The 21,068-nt window shown below is 71.3% G+C and carries 15 protein-coding genes and 1 riboswitch; of the genes, 3 read left to right on the forward strand and 12 right to left on the reverse strand.

Annotated features, from left to right (window positions below; all coding sequences use genetic code 11):
• Window positions 1-10: 10 nt before the first annotated feature.
• From IO24_RS0123700 to IO24_RS0123740, 9 genes are all read right to left on the reverse strand, one after another.
• Window positions 11-706 carry a LysM peptidoglycan-binding domain-containing protein gene (locus IO24_RS0123700; protein WP_031138578.1) on the reverse strand — a complete coding sequence of 232 codons (696 nt, stop codon included), beginning with the start codon at window positions 704-706 and terminating at the stop codon, window positions 11-13.
• A gap of 4 nt (window positions 707-710) precedes the next feature.
• A riboswitch (cyclic di-AMP (ydaO/yuaA leader) is annotated at window positions 711-876 on the reverse strand.
• Between the two features lie 228 nt (window positions 877-1,104).
• Window positions 1,105-2,058, reverse strand: a complete 954-nt coding sequence (locus IO24_RS0123705) for a LysM peptidoglycan-binding domain-containing protein (protein ID WP_031138580.1) — start codon at window positions 2,056-2,058, stop codon at window positions 1,105-1,107.
• A gap of 141 nt (window positions 2,059-2,199) precedes the next feature.
• The gene (locus tag IO24_RS0123710) at window positions 2,200-3,465 is read right to left on the reverse strand and encodes a cytochrome P450 family protein (RefSeq protein ID WP_031138582.1); all 1,266 of its coding nucleotides are present in this window, start codon (window positions 3,463-3,465) and stop codon (window positions 2,200-2,202) included.
• 186 nt (window positions 3,466-3,651) lie between these two features.
• On the reverse strand, window positions 3,652-4,671 hold the full coding sequence (locus tag IO24_RS0123715; RefSeq protein WP_031138584.1) for a nucleoside triphosphate pyrophosphohydrolase: 1,020 nt from the start codon (window positions 4,669-4,671) through the stop codon (window positions 3,652-3,654).
• A 69-nt stretch (window positions 4,672-4,740) separates the two neighbouring features.
• On the reverse strand, window positions 4,741-5,388 hold the full coding sequence (locus IO24_RS0123720; protein WP_031138586.1) for a SurA N-terminal domain-containing protein: 648 nt from the start codon (window positions 5,386-5,388) through the stop codon (window positions 4,741-4,743).
• Between the two features lie 140 nt (window positions 5,389-5,528).
• The gene (locus IO24_RS0123725) at window positions 5,529-7,025 is read right to left on the reverse strand and encodes a serine/threonine-protein kinase (RefSeq protein ID WP_267886821.1); all 1,497 of its coding nucleotides are present in this window, start codon (window positions 7,023-7,025) and stop codon (window positions 5,529-5,531) included.
• A gap of 38 nt (window positions 7,026-7,063) precedes the next feature.
• On the reverse strand, window positions 7,064-7,696 hold the full coding sequence (locus IO24_RS0123730; RefSeq protein WP_031138591.1) for a hypothetical protein: 633 nt from the start codon (window positions 7,694-7,696) through the stop codon (window positions 7,064-7,066).
• A gap of 186 nt (window positions 7,697-7,882) precedes the next feature.
• Entirely contained in the window at window positions 7,883-8,626 is a 744-nt protein-coding gene (locus tag IO24_RS0123735; RefSeq protein WP_031138592.1) for a GNAT family N-acetyltransferase, read from the reverse strand.
• A gap of 141 nt (window positions 8,627-8,767) precedes the next feature.
• Window positions 8,768-9,544 (reverse strand): HNH endonuclease family protein, encoded by a 777-nt coding sequence (locus tag IO24_RS0123740; protein WP_031138594.1) that lies wholly within the window; start codon window positions 9,542-9,544, stop codon window positions 8,768-8,770.
• 162 nt (window positions 9,545-9,706) lie between these two features.
• Between IO24_RS0123740 and IO24_RS0123745 the strand changes: the two genes are divergently transcribed.
• On the forward strand, window positions 9,707-9,898 hold the full coding sequence (locus IO24_RS0123745; protein ID WP_031138596.1) for an antitoxin: 192 nt from the start codon (window positions 9,707-9,709) through the stop codon (window positions 9,896-9,898).
• A 294-nt stretch (window positions 9,899-10,192) separates the two neighbouring features.
• On the opposite strand, the gene mfd is transcribed toward IO24_RS0123745, so the two are convergent.
• Window positions 10,193-13,750, reverse strand: a complete 3,558-nt coding sequence (gene mfd / locus IO24_RS0123750) for a transcription-repair coupling factor (protein ID WP_031138598.1) — start codon at window positions 13,748-13,750, stop codon at window positions 10,193-10,195.
• A gap of 321 nt (window positions 13,751-14,071) precedes the next feature.
• Between mfd and IO24_RS0123755 the strand changes: the two genes are divergently transcribed.
• Entirely contained in the window at window positions 14,072-15,511 is a 1,440-nt protein-coding gene (locus IO24_RS0123755; RefSeq protein WP_031138600.1) for a DUF2079 domain-containing protein, read from the forward strand.
• Between the two features lie 216 nt (window positions 15,512-15,727).
• On the opposite strand, the gene IO24_RS0123760 is transcribed toward IO24_RS0123755, so the two are convergent.
• Together IO24_RS0123760 and IO24_RS0123765 are read right to left on the reverse strand one after the other, a co-directional pair.
• A complete protein-coding gene (locus IO24_RS0123760; protein ID WP_031138603.1) occupies window positions 15,728-18,307 on the reverse strand; it encodes an ABC transporter permease in 2,580 nt (859 codons plus the stop codon).
• Window positions 18,304-19,092 carry an ABC transporter ATP-binding protein gene (locus IO24_RS0123765; protein ID WP_031138604.1) on the reverse strand — a complete coding sequence of 263 codons (789 nt, stop codon included), beginning with the start codon at window positions 19,090-19,092 and terminating at the stop codon, window positions 18,304-18,306. The genes IO24_RS0123760 and IO24_RS0123765 overlap by 4 nt, the downstream gene beginning before the upstream one ends.
• Before the next feature lie 469 nt (window positions 19,093-19,561).
• Between IO24_RS0123765 and IO24_RS0123770 the strand changes: the two genes are divergently transcribed.
• Window positions 19,562-21,055 carry an MFS transporter gene (locus IO24_RS0123770; protein ID WP_031138606.1) on the forward strand — a complete coding sequence of 498 codons (1,494 nt, stop codon included), beginning with the start codon at window positions 19,562-19,564 and terminating at the stop codon, window positions 21,053-21,055.
• Window positions 21,056-21,068 lie beyond the last annotated feature (13 nt).

The following is a 21,068-nucleotide window of genomic DNA, read 5'->3' on the forward strand; positions in this document are numbered from 1 at the left end:
GGGCCGCTGCTTACTTCAGGTGCAGCTGCTGGCCCGGGTAGATGAGGTTGGCGTCCTCGACGATGTCCTTGTTCAGCTGGAACAGCTTCTCCCAGCCGCCCTTGACCTTCTCGTCCGCCGCGATCGAGCTGAGGGTCTCGCCCTTGACGACCTTGTACTCGCCGTCGCCCTTCTTGACCTTCTTGCCGGTCGGGGTGGTGACGGTCTTCTTGGCGGCCGGGCGCTCGTCGGAGCGGGAGGCCGGCTGCTGCTGGGTCTCGCGGGACTCGGAGCTCTGCTGGCTCTCCTGCGAGGAGCTGCCGGAGTCGCTCGAGGAGCCGCCGCCGGTGTAGCCGGCGCTCGACAGGCCCTTGCCGCAGACCGGCCAGGCGCCCTTGCCCTGGCCCGCCAGGACCTTCTCGGCGATCTCGATCTGCTGGTCCTTGGTGGCCTGGTCGGCGGTGGAGGCGTACTTGGTGCCGCCGTAGCCGGACCAGGTGGAGGCGGAGAACTGCAGACCGCCGTAGTAGCCGTTGCCGGTGTTGATGGACCAGTTGCCGCCGGACTCGCACTGGGCGACGGCGTCCCACTCGGAGGCGGTGGCTGCGGAGGCGTTGCCGGCCGCCATCAGCGGGGCGGCGACGGCGGCGCCGGTGACACCGGCGATGGCGATGACCCGAGAGGCCTTGGACGGACGGCGGTGCGTGCCCTTGCCGGAAAACAGCATGGAGAGATCCCCTCACCGACGCCTGCGAGGTGAGCTGTCGGGTTCGGGCCGGTTGAGTTGCCCGGCCGCGTCCCTCCCGGGACACGGCTTCACCCCAAGCCCTTCCGGTCAACTGACCGGTCGGGCACCTACCTTGGGTCCCCCGCTCCTGCCTACGGCGCTTGACGCGACGACTGTTCCCGTACGGCCGCTGGCAGGATTCGGCGTTGCGGCAGCCGGGGCTCGTGGTGACGAGCGGTCACGACCGTAGACACGCGGTCCGCGGAATTTCAAAGACGATCAGGGCTTCTGAGATCTATCTCTCACGGGCCCCAAACGGGACATTCATCGCGAATGATGACGCGAACTCGTGCGGTTTGGGGGCGACTTCCGCCCCCGTTTCCGCACTGCCCGAACCGCTACTTCTCGTCCGCTTCGCCCGTCACCGTGAGCGTCTGACCGGGGTGGATGAGGTCCGGGTCGGAGCCGACGGCCTTCTCGTTGCCGTCGTAGAGCGCGTGCCATCCGCCGCTGATCCGAAGGGCGTCGGCGATGGACCAGAGGCTGTCACCGACCCCCACGATGTAGTCGCCTTCGGACGCGTCCGGGGAGGCCTCGTCGCCGCGCGAGGAGTGGCGCCCCGTGGACCCGTCCGCACCGCCGCTCTCGGGCGGGCGGGTTTCGTCGGCACTGGGACCGCGATGGCGACCGGAGCCGGCGTCGGCCGCCGAGGAGTCGTCGCTCTGCCGCGAGTTGCCGGACCGGCCGCTCTCGGGGGTGGCCGACGGAGAAGCGTCGGACCGAGGGTCCTTCGACGAGTCGGAGGATTCAGGCGACTTGTCCGGCTTGGTGGTTTCGTCCTCCGAAGTCGACGATGCGTCGGGCGACGACGGGGACGGGGAGGGGCTCGCGGAAGGGGACGAACCCAGCGAGTCGAGCAGGCCGGGCGAGTCCTCCGAACCGGATGACCCGGAAGAGCCGGACGAGGCCGACCCCTTGTCCTGCTCGAGGCCGGAGAGCAGTCCGCAAGTGCGCCACGCGCCGACCCCCTGGTCGGCGAGGATTCTCTCGGCCACGGCTATCTGTTGGGAGCGACTGGCCAGATCGGCACTCGCGGCGTAGTCGAGACCGCCGTGGCTCTCCCAGTCCTCCTGGGACAACTGCAGGCCGCCGTAGTAGCCGTTGCCGCTGTTCTGGCTCCAGGCGCCGCCGGTCTCGCAGTCCGCGACCCGGTCCCAGGTCGTGCCGTCGGCCGCGCTGGCACCGGAGGCCCCGAGGAGCGGGATCGCGATGGCGGAGCCGGTCACTCCGGCCGCCAGGAGGAGAGCCGGAGCCTGGCGGGGGCGACGGTGCCGACCGTTCCCGGAGAGCATACGGAGACCTTTCGCGAGACAGCAGTGAACAACGCGGCCTGAATCCCGGGCCGTGTTGATGGGTGAACGTATCGGCAGTCGATCACTTGTCACAAGTTCATGCCGCGTAGATCACGTGAAGATCACAGGTCTGATGTTTCGTCACTTTCCTGCCGGTGCGAACTCCACCGGCAGGGTGCGCAGCCCGCGCATGATGAGGCCGCCGCGCCATCTCAGCTCGGCCGGATCCGCAGCGAGCCGGAGGTCCGGGAGGCGGGTGAGGAGGGTGGCGAGCGCGGTCTGGCCCTCCAGGCGGGCGAGCGGGGCACCGAGGCAGTAGTGGATGCCGTGGCCGTACCCGAGGTGCTGGTTGTCGCGGCGGGCGAGGTCCAGCACGTCCGGATCAGCGAACCGCTCCGGGTCCCGGTCCGCGGCGGCCAGTACGACGAGAACGGGGTCGCCCGCCTCGATGCGCTGCCCGCCGAGAGTGAGCGGCTGCGTGGCGAAGCGCCAGGTGGCGAGTTCGACGGGGCCGTCGTAGCGCAGCAGTTCCTCCACGCCGGTCTCCAGGAGGCCGGTCTCGCCGGCGGCGAGGGACGCCTGGAGCCGTGCGCGCTGCCCGGGGTGGGTGAGCAGGGCGTAGGTGCCGTTGCCGATCAGGTTCACGGTCGTCTCGAAACCGGCGAACAGCAGGATGAAGGCCATGGCCGCCGCCTCGTTCTCGGTGAGGTGCTCGCCGTGGTCGGAGGCGCGGATGAGCCCCGAGATGAGGTCCTCGCCGGGGGCGGGCTCGGCGGGCAGCGCCTCGCGCTTGCGGTGGATGAGGTCCGCGAGGTAGCCGCGCATCCTCTTCACGGACCGTGCCACGCCGCCCCTGGGCCCGCCCTGGTGGCGGATCATCATGCCCGCCCACTCGCGGAAGTCGTCCTGGTCCTCGCGCGGGACGCCGAGCAGGTCGCAGATGGCGTAGATGGGCAGCGGGAAGGCGAACTCGTGGATCAGGTCGGCGGACCCCTTCCGCGCGAACCCGTCGATGAGAGTGTCGGTGAGCTCCTGCACCCGCGGGGCGAACTCGGCGACCCGGCGCGGTGTGAACGCCTTGGACACCAGCCGCCGCAGCCGGGTGTGGTCCGGCGGGTCGATGTTCAGCAGATGCGTCATCAGATCGGCCTTGCGCTCACCGGGGATCCCGGTCTTGCCCTTGGCGTGCGCCGGTTCGTCGTGGTGCGCCGGATTCTTGGAGAGCCGGTTGTCGGCGAGCGTCTGCTTGGCGTCGGCGTACCGCGTGACCAGCCAGGCCTCCACACCGCTGGGGAGCCGCGTCTTGTGAACGGGGCTGTGCTCACGGAGCCAGGCGTAGGCGGGGTAGGGGTTGCCGGCGAACTCCCACGAAAACAGTTCGGGCATCCCGGGCACGTCATGTCGCATGCCATGACCCTACGCAGCGCCCGCGGCGGCACCGGCCGGCACTGTCCTGGGTCAACCACTGCGACCGCGTCCAGGATCTGCCGCTGTCCACGCCGGCAGGCGGAGGGGCGCCGGCCGGCGCAGCGCAACGCCCGCTGTCCCGGATCTTCGAAGCGCGGCTGGACCGGGCGGACCGACCCGGCGGGCTCAGCTCTCCGCCTCCCTGATCGCGTCCCGGTACGCGCGGGCCGCGGCTCTCAGGGCCGCTTCCGGGTCGACGCCCTCCGACTCGGCGCGGACGGCCAGGGCCAGGAGGTCGTAGCCGACGCCCTCGACGGGTGGGAGCGGTATGTCCAGGCCCGCTGTGCGGGCGCGGGAGGCCAGCTTGGCGGCGAGGGCCAGGCCGGGCTGGCCGAGGGGGATGCCCTCGGTGATCGAGGTGCGCTGCTTCTCGGCCGCCTTGGTGCGCAGCCAGTGCTCCTTGACCTCCTCGGGGGTGTCGGCCGTCGCGTCGCCGAAGACATGCGGATGGCGGTGGATCAGCTTGGCGACGATGCCGCCGGCCACGTCGTCGATGGAGAAGGGGGTCTCCCCTTCTTCCGGGCGGGCCTCTTCGGCGATGCGAGCGTGGAACACGACCTGGAGCAGGACGTCGCCGAGCTCCTCGCGCAGTTCGTCGCGGTCGCCCTCCTCGATCGCCTCGACGAGTTCGTACGCCTCCTCGATGCCGTACTTGGCCAGGCCCTTGTGGGTCTGCTGGGAGGACCAGGGGCATTCGGCACGGATGCGGTCCATGACCTGGACGAGGTCGAGGAGCCGGGCGCCGGGGAGGTCGTAGGAGGCGGGCAGCAGCTCCAGCTCGGGCATGGCGATCCGGCCGGTGCCGGCGAGGCGGGCCAGGCCGTCCGTCAGGACCGGTTCGCCCTCGCCGGTCGCCACCACGACCACCGTGTGCCCGCCGGCGCAGCTGTCGACCAGCTCCTGGGCGGTCGGGGACGCCTCGGCGACGGTGATTCCCGCCTCGCGCAGATACGGCAGCTGCGGGTGCGTGCCGTCCGCGCACAGCACCCGGTCGGCCGCGTGCAGTGCCTGCCAGGCGGGCCAGGAGAGCAGGCCGGGGGCGACGCGGTGGCTGGTGGTGAGCAGGACGATGCGGCCGGGGGCGGCGGCCGCGTCGGGAGCGGTCCGCTCGGGGCCCGGGGTGGCTTCGGGGCTGTTGGCGTTCACGCTTCGAAGCTATCCCACGCCGCCGGCGGTCCCGGAAGTTGTCCACAGGGCCCGAGTGGGGCGGGTGTCCTACATGCCCTGCTGGGTCTGCGCCGCCGTGACGTCCCGCAGCCACGGCGTCTTGGCGTCCGCGCGGCTGCTCTTCTGCACGTCCCAGGTGCCGTAGCGCGGGTTGAGGTCGACGTTCAGGTCCTTCGACGCGTCGGAGAGGGCCTTCCAGAACTCGGGGCGGCCGGTGTCCGTGCCGAGCTTCTCGGCGAGCTTCTGGGCCTCCAGCTGGAGGCGGAGGTTCTCGTCGAGGTGCTGCGGCGGGATGCCGTACTGCTGGAGCCAGGTCGTCTCCAGCGCCTTGGCGCCGCCGGCCTGCTGTTCCAGGCCGGAGCGCATCGCCTGGATCTCCTTGCGGGAGACGGTCACTCCGGCGTCCTGGGCGGCGCGGTGCAGCACCCGGTCCAGGACCATGGTCTGCAGGGTGTCGCGGGTGAGGGTGCCGGTTCTGGCGATGGCCTGCTGGTACTGGGCCTCGTCCTGCACGGCCGCCCGCTGGGCCTCGCGTACCTCGCCGACCCGCTCGTCCAGCTGGGAGACGGTGATGCGCTGGCCGCCCACCACGGCTGCCGCGCCGGGATGCGCGTCGTTGCCGCAGGCGGTGAGAAGGGGCGCCGCTGCGGCGATCGCGGCGGTGAGGACGAGCGCGGTGCGACTGCGGCGGTGCAAGGAAACCTCCCGAGGAGATTGTGCGACGGTGCACAAAGTCTTGCGATGATCGATGGTAGGCAGTGGCCGAGCTCTGGCCAACCCATTCGACCAACGATTCACCGGGACTTCCGGCACCGCCGCGCCACCCGGGGCGGTCGTCAGCCGCGGACCTGCCCCAGCCACTGCAGTGTCCTGCGGATCTCCGCGCCGAGCGGATGCCCGGGGCCATGGGTGTGCTCCACGTCGTGCAGCAGCCGGGCGAGGGTGTCGTGAGCGGCGCCTCGGTCGCCGAGGGCGAGCAGGAGATGTCCGATGCGGCGGCGGACGTCGTGCGCCAGTTCGGGTCCGCCGGCGGCGACGTACTGGTTCTCGTAGTACGGCAGCACCGCCCGGTACTCGGCGAGCGCCGCGGCCGGTTCGCCCAGCTGTTCGAGGCACTGGGCGGCCTCGTAGCGGTGACGCAGGGCCTGCGGGTCGGCCTGGCCCGCCTCGGCGGCGCGTTCGTCGGCGAGGCGGCGCAGTTCGGGCAGGGCGCGGCGGTACTGGCCGTCGTCCAGGAGGGTCGCCGCGTACTGCTTGCGCAGGGTGCGGACGACCGGGGAGTGCGCGCCGTGCTGTTCGGCCGCGGCGGGCAGGAGCGCGCCGAGGATGTCGACGGCCTGCGTGACGCGGCCCTCGCCGAGGAGCCGTTTGACCTCGTCGACGGCGCGGGCGATGCCCGTCTGCCCCGGTGTCCCGGTGACGGGCGTGGCGGGCGTGGGCTGGGGCGCGGGGGTGCGCGCACGATCCGGCCAGGGGGCGTGCGGGCGCAGGAACGGGCGGGCGGGATCGAGGGCCGCCCCGCTGGGCGTCCCGCGCGCCGGCAGCAGCGGCTCCAGGTGCTCGTAGACCTCCTGCGCGGAGGCGGGCCGGTGCTGCGGGTCCTTGGCGAGGAGGCGCAGGACGAGCGCTTCCAGGGCCTCCGGGACCTCCGGGCGGATGCGGCGCACGGGCAGCGGGGGCTCGTACAGGTGCCGGTGCAGGACACCGAGGGCCGTGGAGCCGGAGAAGGGCACGTCGCCGCTGAGCAGTTCGTGCAGGACCACGCCGAGCGCGTACAGGTCGGTGTAGGGGCCGACCGCGCCGCCCATCGCCTGCTCCGGGGCCATGTAGGCGGGCGAGCCGATGGGGGTGCCGGTGTGGGTGAGGCGGGTGGTGTCCGCGTCCATGACGGAGGCGACGCCGAGGTCGAGGACGGTGACCGCGCCGTCCTGCTTCACCATCACGTTGCGCGGCTTGAGGTCGCGGTGGACGATCGGCACGGCGTGCACGGCGCTCAGCACGGCGCACAGCTGCGCGGCGACCGCGACCGCCCACTGCCAGGGGTACGGGTCGTGCCCGGCGAGGTGGCCGGCGAGGTCGGCGCCGTCGATGTACTGCATGACGAGGAACAGTTCCTCGCCCTCACTGCCCGCGTCGTGCACGGTGACCAGGCCGGGGTGGTCGACCTGCGCGGTCACCCGGCACTCGCGCACGAAGCGGCGGCGCAGTTCCTCCGCGTCCTGGCCGGCCACCTTGTCGGGGCGCAGCAGCTTCACCGCCACGCGCCGGTCGAGCCGCTGATCGTAGGCCGTCCACACCTGGCCCATGCCGCCCTGCCCGAGGACGGTGGACAGTTCGTAGCGGCCGGCGACGACCCGCCCTGCCGCCGCGGTCACCGTCCGCCCTCGTGGGTGCCGTCCCGGTGGCCTTCGCTTTCGTGCCGGCGCAGGTAGTCGCTGAGCTCGTCGAGTTCGGCGCGGACCTGGTCGATGCGGGCCGGGGCGGGGCGCTGAAGGGGCGGGGGCGGCTGGATCGGGCCCGGGGCCTGGGGTGTGGCGTCCTGGGATGCCGGTGTGTGGGGGGCCGGGGACTGCGGTACGGGCGTGGACGCCGGAGCGTAGGGCGGCGCGGGGTGCGGATAGCCGTACGGGGTGTGCACGACGGTCGGTGCGTGGGGCGACGCGTAACCGGCGAACTTCCGCTGCTCGCCGTGGTGGTGGATGTCCACGACGAGGAAGTGGACGGCGGCGCCCACCCCGAGCAGCAGGATCATGGCCAGCGCGATGTCGGTCCGGTAGTCGTCCTCCGGCAGCGCGCCGATCACGCCGAAGCAGGCGAGGGACAGCGGCAGGCTCGACCAGGCCAGCACCCAGTCGAGGGCCCGTCCGCGCAGGACGGCCACCCGGAACAGCGGTACGCAGGCCAGCACGCCGCACGTGAGGAAACCGGCTGCGGCGAACAGCACACGCAGGGAGATGACCGTTGCCGCGCTGCGGGGAGGCGGCGCCGCGCCGTGGCCGTACATGACTGCTCCTGGACCGGTGTGACCGATGGGGACGGACGTGCGAGTGACAGACCCTGTTGGGGGATCCGAGCGTATAGCCCGACACGGACAACCGGTCACGGGTTGTACCGAACCGTTGTCATGCTGATCACTTCGTGTGAACGGCCCACCCCCGAGCCGATCGTGGGCCGTACGGTCCGTCACGCCCTACAGGGGGTGCCGCATCCACACGTTGGGCTCGACGTACACCGCGTACCCGCGCGCCGGCTCGCAGCGCACCGGCACCAGACCGCCCGGCACCTCGACGTCGCCGTCGGTGTCGAAGGGCAGGCCCGTCCAGCGGCGCCAGTCCGCGAGAGGTGCGGCCACCGTCATGGACGCCGGTGCCACCGAGTCGATGGTGGCTCCGGCCCGGGCATGGACACGCAGCCACGGGTCCTGGGGCAGGCCGTCGGGGCGCACACGGTGGGCGTACTCCTCCATCGGCGTGTGCGGTTCCAGGTGCTTGGCGTTGGGGCGGACCGGGGCGACGACCTCACGGAAGCCACGGGCACGGGCGTTGTCGCGCATGGCCGAGAGCATCACCCCGGACAGGCCGCGGCCCTGAGCCCGCGGGGCGACGGAGACCGAGATCGCGCTGACGGTGTCGGGCCGGACTCCCCGCCGCAGATCGGAGAAGGCCCATATCAGCACCGCGTCCCAGCCGTTGGCCGGCAGCCGGCCGCGGTGCTCGGTACCGAGGGCGAACGGCACGCTGAACGCGTTCGCCACGACCTCGCCCTGCTCGTCCTCGGCGAACAGGACGTACTCCGGGAGTTCGGTGGCGATCCTCGGGAAGTGGGCGGCGCCCACGAGATCCTGGATCACGAACTCCGGCCAGCTGTCCGCCATCCCGACGACCCGCTCCAGCATGTCCGGGCGGTCGGCGAGGCTCGATATCTTCGGCTGCATGTGATCACCGTAGGCACCGGGGCGGACGCCCGGAACCGAATTACCGAGCGGGCACCCGGTCCGCCGAGTGCCAGGGCGACGAGTGCACTCGGCATCCGTCACTCTCCGATCCACACCACCTGGCCGCCGGGCAGGGGTGTCCTACCCGCCGCACTGCTTCAGCATCATGTCCTTGTCGGCCGCCGTCACGGGCAGTTCGTACTTCAGCGACACCTGGGCGAAGCGCACCGAGTAGGCGCAGCGGATCTGCTTGTTCGGGGGCAGCCAGGACGCCGGACCGGAGTCTCCCTTCGAGCCGTTGGTCGGCCCGTCCACCGGGACGAGGTTGAGCGGGTCGTTGGCGATGGACTCCCGCTTGTCCTCCGTCCAGCGCGAAGCGCCCATCTGCCAGTCGTACGACAGCGGCATGACGTGGTCTATCTGGACCTTGATCGCATGGGACTTGGTCCACTCGATGGACTTCCCGGTGTACGGGTCGTGCAGCGTCAGCGAGGTGACGACACAGTCCGAGCCCGACCGGAAGCGCAGCTCCTCGCCGTCTCGCTTCAGGAGGTCGTTCCGCGTGTCGCAGCCGTTGCGGGAGAAGGGGACGTCGCGCGGTGCCGAGTCCATCCAGGCATAGCCGAACTTGTCCCGTTCGTAGCCCGTCCTGGGGCCGCGGCCCTTCGTCGCCACCTTGTCGATCAGGGCACGCGCCCTCTCCCTGTCCGCGCGGGAAGTGATCGCCGCCATCCCCGGCTTCGTGCCGTCCGGGTTGTCCAGCGGGTTCACGGCCCGGCCGTCGCCGACGGCCGGGGCGCCGGAGCCGGAGGGCCCGCCGCCGTCCGCGGGCGGGGCCAGGCCCTCGCAGCCGGCCAGTGCCGAACCGGTGATCACCATCGCGACAGCCAGTGCCGTCCTGCCCCTCAGACGCGTCACCGTGCGCCCCTCCCCTGTCTGCCTGTTCCGCTCCGGCACGGGCGGCCCGTGCCGGAGCCCACGGTAGCGAGGAAGAGGTTCAGACCACATCGGGCCTCAATGCGCATACTTCGCATCTCGCGCGTATCGTCGGTTCTGAGTCACCTCCGGAGGGATGTTTGCATGGGCATCTTCGACAAGTTCAAGAGCCAGGCGCGGAACAAGGGCAAGCAAGGCTCTGACACCGCGGAACAGCGGATGAACGAGAGGACCGGCGGCAAGTACGAAGACCAGGTCGACTCCGGCCAGCAGCGCGCCGAGGACTCGCTGGGCATGGACCGCGACCGCGACCGCAACCGGCCCGAACAGCAGTAACGCCTTCGACTCCAGGCCGTCCGCGGAGATCCGGACGCATCTCCCGCGGGCGGCTTGCCCTGTCCGGAGCCCGGCCGCCCCCTTCGGTCGCCCCGCATGGCATCCCCGTACGACATCCCCGTGTCCAAGGACCGGGCGGCGGCACGCACTGCCCGGGACGAGACCGCCGGTACGCGCGTACCACCAGCCGTGGCCCGGCGTGAGACCACCCGCACCCGCAGGGTGCCGTACAGCGTCTGGCCACCGGCGCGCACGTACGGCCGGTGGCCAGACGGGGCTTCGGCGGATCCGGCGTCAGGACCCCAGCACCGAGGTGAGGAACTCCCCGACCCACGCCAGCAACTCCCGCCCGACCAGTGGCTTCCCGCCCACCTTCGCGGTCTTCGGGCGCGGCACCAGCACCTGGTGCGCCGCAGGCTTGATGACGACCCCGGGGTACAGCCGCTTGACGCGCAGCTCCTGGGACTCGCGCAACTCCACCGGGGCGAACCGGATGTTGTTGCCCTGCAGCACGATCTCGCCGACGCCGCACGCGCGCGCGAACATGCGCAGGCCCGCGACGAGCAGCAGGTTCTCCACCGGTTCGGGCAGCTTGCCGTAGCGGTCGACGAGTTCCTCGCGGACCGCCTTGATGTCCTCCTCCGAGTTGGCGGAGGCGATGGCGCGGTACGCCTGGAGCCTGAGGCGCTCGCCGGGGGCGTAGTCGTGCGGGACGTGCGCGTCGACGGGCAGCTCGATCTTGACCTCGAGCGGCGGCTCCTCCTCGATCGCGCCGGTCTCCAGCTGGCGCCGGTAGTCGGCGACGGCCTCGCCGACCATCCGCACGTACAGGTCGAAGCCGACGCCCGCGATGTGGCCGGACTGCTCGCCGCCGAGGAGGTTGCCCGCGCCGCGGATCTCCAGGTCCTTCATGGCCACGTACATACCGGCTCCCATCTCCGTGTGCTGGGCGATGGTCGCGAGCCGCTCGTGCGCGGTCTCGGTCAGTGGCTTCTCCGGCGGGTAGAGGAAGTAGGCGTAGCCGCGCTCGCGGCTCCGGCCCACCCGGCCGCGCAGCTGGTGGAGCTGGGACAGGCCGAAGTTGTCGCCGCGCTCCACGATCAGGGTGTTGGCGTTGGAGATGTCGATGCCGGACTCCACGATCGTCGTGGACACCAGCACGTCGAACTTCTTCTCCCAGAAGTCGACGACGACCTGCTCCAGTGCCGACTCCGACATCTGGCCGTGCGCGGTGGCGATGCGCGCCTCGGGGACGATCTCGCGCAGCCGGGCCGCCGCGCGGTCGATCGACTCGACGCGGTTGTGGATGTAGAAGACCTGGCCCTCGCGCAGCAGCTCACGGCGGATCGCGGCGCCGATCTGCTTCTCCTCGTAGGGGCCGACGAAGGTGAGCACCGGGTGGCGCTCCTCCGGCGGGGTGGTGATCGTCGACATCTCGCGGATGCCCGTGACCGCCATCTCCAGCGTCCTGGGGATCGGGGTCGCGGACATGGTCAGCACGTCGACGTTGGCCCGGAGCTTCTTCAGCTGCTCCTTGTGCTCGACACCGAAGCGCTGCTCCTCGTCGACGATGACCAGGCCCAGGTCCTTGAACTTCGTCTCGGACGAGAACAGCCGGTGCGTGCCGATGACGATGTCGACCGAGCCCTCGCGCAGGCCCTCCAGGACCGCCTTGGCCTCGGTGTCGGTCTGGAAGCGGGACAGGGCCTTCACGCTCACCGGGAACTGCGCGTACCGCTCGCTGAACGTCCCGAAATGCTGCTGCACCAGCAGGGTGGTGGGCACCAGGACGGCCACCTGCTTGCCGTCCTGGACGGCCTTGAAGGCGGCGCGGACCGCGATCTCGGTCTTGCCGTAGCCGACGTCGCCGCAGATCAGACGGTCCATCGGGACCGTCTTCTCCATGTCCTCCTTGACCTCGGCGATGGTGGTGAGCTGGTCGGGCGTCTCCGCGTAGGGGAAGGCGTCCTCCAGTTCGCGCTGCCAGGGGGTGTCCGCGCCGAAGGCGTGTCCGGGGGCGGCCATGCGCGCGCTGTACAGCTTGATGAGGTCGGCGGCGATCTCCTTGACGGCCTTCTTCGCGCGGGCCTTCGTCTTGGTCCAGTCGGCGCCGCCGAGGCGGTGCAGCGTGGGCGCCTCGCCGCCGACGTACTTGGTGATCTGCTCCAGCTGGTCGGTCGGGATGTAGAGGCGGTCGCCGGGCTGGCCGCGCTTGGCGGGGGCGTACTCGACGACCAGGTACTCGCGGGTGGCGCCCTGCACGGTGCGCTGCACCATCTCGATGTAGCGGCCCACGCCGTGCTGCTCGTGGACGATGTAGTCACCCGGCTCCAGGGTGAGCGGGTCGATGGTCTTGCGGCGGCGGGCCGGCATCCGAACGCCCTCGCGGCCGGAAGCCTTCTGGCCCGACAGGTCCGTCTCGGTGAGGACGGCGAGTCTGAGGACCGCGTCGACGAAGCCGTGCTCGATGGAGCCGCACGCCACGTGCACGACGGACGGGGAGATCTCGGCGAGGTCGGAGTCGAGGCGGGCCGCGATGCCCTCGCCGCCCAGCACCTCGACCGTACGGGCCGCCGGGCCGTGGCCTTCGGTGACGAACACCGTGCGCCAGCCGTCGGCGAGCCAGCCCTTGGTGTCGGCGAGAGCTTTGGCGGTGTCCCCGCGGTAGGTCTCCGGGGCGTGCATGCCGAACTTGAGCGTGTCCGCGTCGCCCGTCGCGTCAGCGGCGGATGTGAGCGTCTCGTCCGCGGCGAACGGCGACACCGACCACCACATCATGTCCAGCTCGCGGGCCCGCTCCCGGACGTCCGCGATGGACCACAGGGAGGCCGCGCCGACGTCGATGGGCGCCTCGCCGCCGCCTGCGGTGGCCGCCCAGGAGGCCTGCAGGAACTCCTGCGAGGTGGCCACGAGGTCCGACGCGCGCGTGCGCACCCGCTCCGGGTCGCACACCACGGCCATGGCGCCCTTGGGCAGCACGTCCAGCAGCAGCTCCATGTCGTCGACCAGGACCGGGGCGAGGGACTCCATGCCCTCCACGGCGATGCCCTCGGCGATCTTGCCGAGGAGCTCGCCGAGCTCGGGGTGCTGTTCGGCCAGGGCACGCGCGCGCGTGCGGACGTCCTCGGTGAGCAGCAGCTCGCGGCACGGCGGCGCCCACAGGCCGTGGTCGGCGACTTCGAGGGAGCGCTGGTCGGCGACCTTGAAGTAGCGGATCTCCTCGACGTCGTCACCCCAGAACTCGACGCGCAGGGGGTGCTCCTCGGTGGGCGGGAACACGTCGAGGATGCCGCCGCGCACGGCGAACTCGCCGCGCTTCTCGACGAGCTCCACGCGCGCGTAGGCGGCTGCCGCGAGGGCTTCGACGATCTCGTTGAGGTCGGTGCTCTGCCCGGTCCGCAGTGCGACCGGTTCCAGGTCGCCGAGACCCTTGACCTGCGGCTGGAGCACGGACCGGACGGGCGCGACGACGACCGAGACCGGGCCGGTCTCCGGGTCGTCGGGGCGGGGGTGGGCCAGGCGGCGCAGCACGGCCAGGCGACGGCCCACGGTGTCACTGCGGGGGCTGAGCCGCTCGTGCGGGAGCGTCTCCCAGGACGGGTACTCCACGACCTCCTCGGCCGGGAGGAGGGAGCGCAGGGCGGCGGCCAGGTCCTCCGCCTCACGGCCGGTCGCCGTGACCGCCAGCACCGGGCGGCCCGTGTCACGGGCCAGGGCGGCGACCGCGAAGGGGCGGGCCGCAGGGGGGCCGACCAGGTCGACATGCATGCGGTTGCCGTCTTCGGCCGCCTTGATCGCTTCCGCGAGCGCGGCGTCCTTGACTACGGCGTCGAGCAGACCGTGCAGGCTCATGGGGGCTTTTTCCGTCCAGAGGTGGGCAACACGACGGGCCCGACGCGCGCCGCGGGCCGGGGGGTCTCCAGCGTACGACGATGCGCGCCCGCGCGGCGGGCCTGTGGATATCGCCCGTTCTCCCCGGGGCGAACATGCGCTCGCACCGCCGGCTCCCGGGAGGCGCGCCGGGCTTGTGGCACGTGGTCCCACGGTACGCAGTCGGCCAAGTGGGGATTCGGCCGCCCAACCTTCACAACATCACCTCCACCCGCTGTTTTCGCCCCGGCATGATCGGCCGGACGCCGCTTCCGGCCACTCACCGCACCCCTAAGGCACGGCATGCCTGCCCCCACCCTCCAGGTCTCACCACCCTCCATACCGACCCCGGTCACCCATCCCCCGGGGGGCCGGCGCCCCGGCCGCGCGCGGGGTGAGCCGTGGATCCTCGCGGCAGCCCTCTTCGCCGCCTACACGGTCGTCTCCGTCGGCCGCTACCGGCACATGACCACCCTGTCGTGGGACCTGGGCATCTTCGAGCAGGTCGTGCGCGCCTACGCGCGGTTGCGGGCGCCGGTGGCCGACCTCAAGGGGCCGGGGTTCGTCATCCTCGGTGACCACTTCAGCCCGGTGACCGCCCTGCTCGCGCCGCTGTACCGGCTGTTCCCCTCGCCGGTCACGCTGCTGGCCGCGCAGGCCGCGCTCTTCGCGCTCTCCGCTGTTCCGGTCACGCGGGCCGCCACCCGGCTCCTGGGCCGCCGCCGCGGGCTCGCGCTCGGTCTCGCGTACGGGCTGTCGTGGGGGATGCAGCGGGCCGTCGACTTCGACTTCCACGAGATCTGTTTCGCCGTTCCGCTGATCGCGTTCTCCCTGGAGGCCCTCCTCGCGCGGCGCCCGCGCGCGGCCCTGTGGTGGGCGCTGCCTCTGGTGCTGGTGAAGGAGGACCTGGGGCTGACGCTGGCCGCGATCGCCTTCGCCGTCGCCTGGCGGGTGCGCGGTTCGTCGCCGCGGACGGTTCGGTACGCGCTCGGCGTGGCGGTGTTCGGCGTGGCGGCGACGGTGCTCGTCCTGACACTGGTCATCCCCTCGTTCAACACCTCGGGCGGCTACGACTACTGGACCAAGGTCAGTGATGCGGGCGGTCCCTTCGACGGCGCCGGCACCAAGCTGCGCACGCTCGCCTGGCTGCTGGTCCCGACCTCGGGCCTGCTGGCCCTGCGCTCGCCGCTGCTGCTGGTCGCGCTGCCGACGCTCGGCTGGCGGTTCCTCTCCGGCGACGCGCACTACTGGGGCACCGACTGGCACTACAGCGCGGTTCTGATGCCGGTCGTCTTCCTCGCCCTCGCCGACGCGCTCCCGGCCGTTCGCCGCAGCACGCGCGCGTGGCTTGCTTCCTACGCCGCTCAGCTGCCGGCCGCGGTCGCCGCGGCGGCACTGGCGCTGACCACGTCGCTGCCGCTGGCGCAGCTCACCGAGGCCGAGGTCTACCGCAAGCCCGCCGCGGTGTCCGGCGTGGAACGGCTGCTCGCGCGGATCCCCGACGACGCCACCGTCGAGGCCGACATCGGCCCGATCAGCCGCCTCACCTCGCGCTGCCGGGTCTTCTGGCTCGGCGGCACGCAGGGCGTCACCCCGGAGTACATCGCCCTGGAGAACATCGGCGACAAGTACCGCGACCCCGTGGGCTACGCCCGGAAGCTGCACCCGCTCGCCGAGTACGCCGTCGCGGGCGAGGCGGGCGGGTACGTGGTCCTCCAGCGGGTGCCGGCGGCCGGGGGCTGACGCGCGCAGGGCCCTTCGGCCCGGCCGCAAGGGGCCCGAACGGGCGCAGGGCCCTCCGGCCCGAACCCGCAAGAAACCCGGCGGCGTCCGGCGCAGCCCGCTGTACACACGTCCCGTCCGACACGCCGCCGGGCCCGCCCCGGAGGTGATGACCTCCGGGGCGGGCCCGTCCTCCGCAACCCCCGTGTGCGGTGGTTCTCGGGCGGCAGGGGCCGGCTACTCCGTCGCGATCGCGTTCAGGACGTTCATCCGGCCCGCCCGGAACGCCGGGATGAGTGCCGCGAACAGGCCCACGAACGCCGAGCTGATGAAGACGCCGATGATCGTCGGCCAGGGGATCTCCAGGACCATCAGGCCCTCCAGGGCGAGCAGCTGCTGCGCCGTGGCGCCCCAGCCCATGCCCAGTCCGAGGCCCAGCAGGGCGCCGAAGAGGGCGATGACGACCGACTCCATGCGGATCATGCGGCGCAGCTGGCGGCGGGAGAGGCCGATCGCCCGCATCAGGCCGATCTCCCGGGTGCGCTCCACCACCGACAGGGCCAGGGTGTTCACCACGCCCAGGATGGCGACGATGATCGCCAGGGCCAGCAGGCCGTAGATCATGTTGAGCAGCTGGCCGATCTGGTCCTTGAGGGCGTCCTTGTAGTCGGTCTGGTCGCGCACGGTGTACTGCGGGTAGTCGTGCAGCGCCGACTTCAGGGACTTGTAGGCGGCGTCCTGCTGCCCTTCCTTGGCGCTGGCGAAGACCAGCGAGTCCAGCGGCATCTTGTCGGCGGGGACGTACTTGGCCATCGTCGAGATGGACATGTACATCGCGCCGGCGTCGATCACGACATCGCTGCTGGTGATCGCCCGGACCGTCAGGTCGGCGGCGGAGCCGTCCTTGAAGGCGACCTTGATCTTGGAGCCGAGGCTGATGCCGTGGTCCTTGGCGAACTTCTCGTGGACCGACATCGAGTCGGGCTTGTAGGCGTCGGGGAGCTTGCCTGCGACCGTCTCGGTGCGCAGGTCGGTCGCGTACGACGGGTCGGCCGCCGTGATCGCGGTGTCCTTGAGCGTCTTGCCGTCAGGGGTGGTGAAGTCGGCCTTGGTCCACTTGTACTCGGTGACCCGCGCCAGGTCCGGCGACGACTTCACCGCCTTGACCGCCTGCGGGGTGACCAGCTGGCCGCTGTCGGACTGGATGATGAAGTCGGTGCCGACGGTCTTGTCGAGCTGGTCGGTGGCGGAGGCCACCATGGAGGAGCCGACCACGGACAGGCACGCCACCAGGGCCAGGCCGATCATCAGCGCGGCGCCCGTCGCGCCGGTGCGGCGCGGGTTGCGCAGGGCGTTGCGCTCGGCCATGCGGCCCACGGGGCCGAACATCCGCAGCAGGACGGCGCCCAGGACGCGGACCACGGCGCCGGCGAGCAGCGGTCCGATGACGACGAAGCCGATCAGCGACAGCACCACACCGAGGCCGAGCCAGAGCGAGCCCTCGGTGGCCTTGTCGGCCTCCGCGGTCAGGTACAGGGCGACGACGCCGGCACCGGTGAGGACTGTGCCGATCACACCGCGGATCCAGCCGGCCCTGGCGTCGGCGGGGGCTCCCGCGTCGCGCAGTGCGGCCATCGGGGAGATCTTGCCGGCGCGCCGGGCGGGCAGGTAGGCGGCCAGCACGGTGACGATCACGCCGAGGACGAGGCCGACCACGGGGGTCGTCCAGGCCACTGTGAGGTCGTCGGTGGACAGTTCCATGCCCATCTGGCCCATGAGTTTCATCAGGCCGACGGCGAGGCCGACGCCCGCGGCGACGCCGAGCACCGAGCCGACGACTCCGAGCAGCAGCGCCTCGGCCAGCACGGAGCGGTTGACCTGTTTGCGGGAGGAGCCGATGGCCCGCATCAGGCCGATCTCCCGGGTGCGCTGGGCGACCAGCATGGAGAAGGTGTTGATGATCAGGAAGATGCCGACGAGGAAGGCGATCCCGGCGAAGCCGAGCATCGCGTACTTCATGACGTTCATGAAGCCCGCGACGTCCTTCTGGTTGGCGTCGGCGGTCTCCTTGGCCGTCTTCACCTGGAAGTCGCCGCCGAGTTCGGCTGTGACGTTCTTCTTCAGCTGCGCGTCGCTGACGCCGGCGGCCGCGGTGACGTTGACGTTGGTGTAGACGTTGCTCTCGCCGACCAGGGTCTGCTGGGCGGTCTTGGTGTCGAGGTAGAAGATCGCGGCGCCGGGGTTGGTGACGGTGAAGTCGGCGATGCCGGAGATCTTCGTGGTGTGGGTGCCGACGGCGCTGATCACGCCGATCTCGTCACCGAGCTTCAGGTCGTGCTTGTCGGCGGTGTCGGCGTCGACCATGATCTGGTCGGCGCTCTCGGGCGCCGCACCTGAGGTGATCTTCATGGTGCGGGCCTCGTTGGCGTTCCAGCTGCCGACGATGGTCGGGCCACCGCTGGTGGGCGACAGACTGTCCTTGTCGGCGTCGACGACGGTCACCGAGGTGGAGAACACGGTGCCTTCGGCGGACTTCACGCCCTGCGCCTTGCGGACCTCGCCGAGCACGGAGGCCGGCATGACCGGCGGCTTGCCGTTGTCGGCGGTCGTCTCACCGCTGTCGGAGGCGCCCTTGGCGCTCACCGTCACGTCGGAGGAGGTGGCCGCGAAGAGCTTGTCGAACGTCGTCGACATGGTGTCCGTGAAGACGAGCGTGCCGCAGACGAAGGCGACCGACAGCAGGACGGCGATCGCGGAGAGCGCCATCCGCCCCTTGTGCGCGAAGAAGTTGCGCATCGAGGTCTTCATGACGGTCATGACGTGCGCCCCCGGGCGTCGAAGTCCTTCATACGGTCGAGGACGGCCTCGGCGGTCGGCTTGTACATCTCGTCGACGATGCGGCCGTCGGCGAGGTACAGCACGCGGTCCGCGTAGCTCGCGGCGACCGGGTCGTGGGTGACCATCACGATGGTCTGGCCCAGTTCGTCGACGGACCGGCGCAGGAAGCCGAGGACCTCGGCGCCGGCTCGGGAGTCGAGGTTTCCGGTCGGCTCGTCCCCGAAGATGATCTCGGGCCGGGCGGCGAGGGCCCGCGCCACGGCGACGCGCTGCTGCTGGCCGCCGGACAGCTGAGTGGGCCGGTGCTTGAGGCGGTCGGCGAGCCCGACGGTCTCCACGACCCGCGTCAGCCACTCCTTGTCCGGCTTGCGGCCCGCGATGTCCATGGGCAGGGTGATGTTCTCGATCGCGTTCAGTGTCGGCAGCAGGTTGAACGCCTGGAAGATGAACCCGATCCGGTCCCGGCGCAGCCGCGTGAGCTTCTTGTCCTTCAGACCGGTGATCTCGGTCTCGTCGAGGTAGATCTGGCCGCTCGTCACGGTGTCGAGCCCGGCCAGGCAGTGCATGAGCGTGGACTTGCCGGATCCCGAGGGACCCATGATCGCGGTGAACTGGCCGCGTGCGATGTCCACATCGACGTGGTCGAGGGCGACGACGCGGGTCTCACCGGATCCGTACGCCTTCACGACCTGCCGCGCCCGCGCGGCAACGGCCGTACGCCCTCCAGTGCCCCCGTGCCTGGGAATGGTTACAGCCGAAGTCACGGTATGTCTCCTATATCGGTCAGCAGATGGTGAAGGCGGTCGCCTGGTCGACAGCCGCTGTGCGTGGTGCCGGACCAGGAATCCGTCCGACGCGTTCAGTCTTGCGGCGGGGAGGGGTTCCGCGCCCTGGTGTTCAGCGCAGTCTTTTGCTGTGGAAAACCCCACCCCCGCCGGTGTGCAAAACCGCCCCCCGGCGGCGTAAAGCCAGGTTAAGGAAAGCCCCCGGCCCGTCTCGTCCTCCGTCGGTACGAACCCTCCCCAGGTCGTAGTACGGAGGTACCCCTAGGGGCAGTCCACCGAAGGGTGGAGACCGTCTCAGGGTTCGCTCCACCCGTCGGCCCACTCAGGCTCCACCCTCCCGCTGCGTCAGGGTCAAGTGGGAAGCTGTTGCGCGGCAGGTAGGTGCAAGGGGCAGGCAAGCGACGGGACCCGGGGCGAGGGTGTGGCCGGGGCGAGGGGGAGGACCGGAGTGGGCGGCACCAGTTCCGCGGCACGCGAGGCCGCACGTCCCGCCACGACCGGACGGCGCGGAGCCGTCGTCGCGGCGCTGATGCTCTCGATGGCGCTGGCCGCCCTCGACGCCACCATCGTCTCGACCGCCGTCCCGCAGATCGTCGGGGACCTCGGCGGTTTCTCCGTCTTCTCCTGGCTGTTCTCCGGCTACCTGCTGGCCGTGACCGTCACCCTGCCCCTGTACGGCAAGCTCTCCGACACCTTCGGCCGCAAACCGGTCCTCATAGCGGGGTCGGTCATCTTCCTCCTGGGGTCCCTGCTGTGCGCGCTGGCCTGGAACATGGGGGCGCTCATCGCCTTCCGTGTCGTGCAGGGCCTGGGCGGCGGCGCGCTCCAGGGCACGGTGCAGACGCTCGCCGCCGACCTGTACCCGCTGAAGGACCGCCCCAAGATCCAGTCGAAGCTGTCGACGGTGTGGGCGGTGTCCGCGGTCGCCGGCCCGGGGCTCGGCGGGGTGCTCGCCACCTACGCGGACTGGCGCTGGATCTTCCTGATCAACCTGCCGATCGGCGCGCTCGCGCTGTGGCTGATCGTCCGTCACCTCCACGAGCCGGAACGGCAGGCCCCCGCGCACGCGCGCGTGGACTGGGCGGGCGCGCTCGCGGTGTTCGCCTGCGGCGGCGTCCTGCTCACGGCCCTGGTGCAGGGCGGGGTGGCGTGGCCGTGGCTGTCGGTGCCCTCACTGGCCCTGTTCGGTGCGGGACTCGCCCTGGTCGCGGTCGTGGTGCTGGTGGAGCGCCGGGCGGCGGAGCCGATCATCCCCGGGTGGGTGTGGCGGCGCCGTACGATCGCCGCGGTCAATCTGGCCCTGGGCGCGCTGGGGCTGCTGATGGTCGCGCCGTCGGTCTTCCTGCCCACCTACGCCCAGTCGGTGCTGGGCCTCGCGCCCGTGGCCGCCGGATTCGTGCTGTCGGTGTGGACGTTGAGCTGGCCGGTGTCGGCGGCGCTGAGCCAGCACGTGTACCGCAGGATCGGCTTTCGCAACACGGCGATGCTGGGCATCGGCACGGCCGCGCTGATCCTGTTCGCGTTCCCCTTCCTGCCCTACCCCGGGCAGGCGTGGCAGCCGACGCTGCTGATGCTGCTGCTCGGTGCCGCGCTGGGCCTGTTCCAGCTGCCGCTCATCGTCGGTGTGCAGTCGACGGTGGAATGGGCGGAGCGCGGTACGGCGACCGCGTCGGTGCTGTTCTGCCGTCAGACCGGGCAGACGATCGGCGCGACGGTGTTCGGGGCGGTCGCCAACGGGGTGCTGGCCGCGCGGCTCGGCGGCGCGGGCGACCTCGACTCGGTGACGCGGGCGCTCGACTCGGGCAGCGCGCCGGAGGCGACCCGGCGGGCCATCGCCGAGGCGGTGCACGCGGTCTATCTGGGCGCGGCGTGCGCGGCGGCCCTGGCGTTCCTGGTGCTGCTGTTCCTGGCACCCCGGAAATTCCCGGTGCTGAACGACTGACCGTCCGTATGCT

It is taken from the genome of Streptomyces flavovariabilis (assembly GCF_000725785.1).
GTDB classification, from domain to species: domain Bacteria; phylum Actinomycetota; class Actinomycetes; order Streptomycetales; family Streptomycetaceae; genus Streptomyces; species Streptomyces hawaiiensis.